This window comes from Geofilum rubicundum JCM 15548 (assembly GCF_000974365.1).
Classification (GTDB): domain Bacteria; phylum Bacteroidota; class Bacteroidia; order Bacteroidales; family Marinilabiliaceae; genus Geofilum; species Geofilum rubicundum.
On sequence record NZ_BAZW01000147.1, the window covers coordinates 1 to 1,505 of the forward strand.

A 1,505-nucleotide genomic window follows, 5' to 3' on the forward strand; every position below is an offset into this window, starting at 1 on the left:
CATTATTATTGAAAATCTCTATGTTATCAAGTCGTCTAGTATATCTAGAATTATCAAACATAGAAAAACGGTGTTCGACATTTGTAAATACTATATCAGTCGAAGAGGTTTTAATTCTTTCCAAAAAAACGGAATTGATTTTTGATTCCATAAAACTTTTTTCCTCATCTGGTATAGGACCAGCAGATGATTCAACAATTTCACATTCAAATTCTACAAGTGTCTTCACTTCTATTGGATATTGATCCGAATAAAAAAACTCGATAATATCATTATTTTGAGAGACAATTCTTTTCAAATACCAAGCAGTAATTTCACTACTTACATTACCTGACAAATCAGTAGTAACGGTGGTTTCTATACATCCACTTCCTCCAAAAAAATATTGTGTACCGTTATCAGTAGTAATGTGTATTTCATTAATATTTAGCCCATCTCCTATTATTTCGTACTTGAAATTATAATGAGGTACAGATTCAATTTTCATGTTAACTAATCCATCACCTTCTCGCTGTTTGTCATTGTTCCTATAAAACCTACCAACATAACCTGCAAAATTGAAACAATATTCGTCCGGCTCTAAATCAGCATTATTCAATAGATTCATCCTTTCATCCACTGACGTAATTTTACCATCAATATAATCTTTAACTTCATCGGATTTCCAAAAAAAACCCTCGGATGTAATAATGTCAGCTTTACTTTTCACAACGCGAGTTATAACTCCTCCAGCATATAAATTCCACCCTCTTCCAACCCATGATGGCAATTCATTAGGTTTAACCCCATTAGAAGAATACTTCAAGGAAATTGGCACCGACAGACTTCCTTCATTAACGGTATATATAGGGATACTATATTTTGCAGTTCCTGTATTCCCATCTAAAGGAACTTGAGAAATGACACCTAGATTAGATGCATTAGGTGAAGGGGGTAAAATGTTGCTTAGTGGATTATCTTGTGCATTTGAAATAAAAAACACAAAATAAATAAACACAAATGATAAATACAATTTCTTCATATAAACGTGAACTTTATTAGGTTAGTGATATAACTGTCAAGAATACAAATTAGATTGAGTGATATAAGGATAGAATTTCTAAAAAGTACGTTTCCGTCCCCTCTCAGAATAATCAGTGGAGGCCAGTAATTTGAGCCATCAATCTTCTTCTATACGAAAACAAAACACATGTCTATTCTTATATCTTAACATTTATTTAAAAAAAACTGAGTCTACTTTTGCTTTACCAAAAACCACTTTAGACTAAAAATGCAGGAACAAAAAGTCCAGTTACGTACAAAAAAAATTAAGCTTGGAAAGAATCAATCCGACAAAAAGGATAGAAAGATGGCAACAAGAAGAAATTATCAACAAAACATTGGAGTGTTACGAGTATAACACACCACATATCTAAACCCCACAATCTGACATAAAAAATTTCAATAAGCCATGAATGCTATCATTCCTCTTTAGTAAAATTAGTTTTTCATGTCAATAGATTTAG

The 1,505-nt window shown here is 31.8% G+C and carries 1 protein-coding gene; it reads right to left on the reverse strand.

From position 1 onward, the window contains the following. The coding region (locus JCM15548_RS20435; RefSeq protein ID WP_227626085.1) for a hypothetical protein at positions 1–1,021 on the reverse strand (1,021 nt) is incomplete at its 3' end. Between the last annotated feature and the right edge of the window lie 484 nt (positions 1,022–1,505).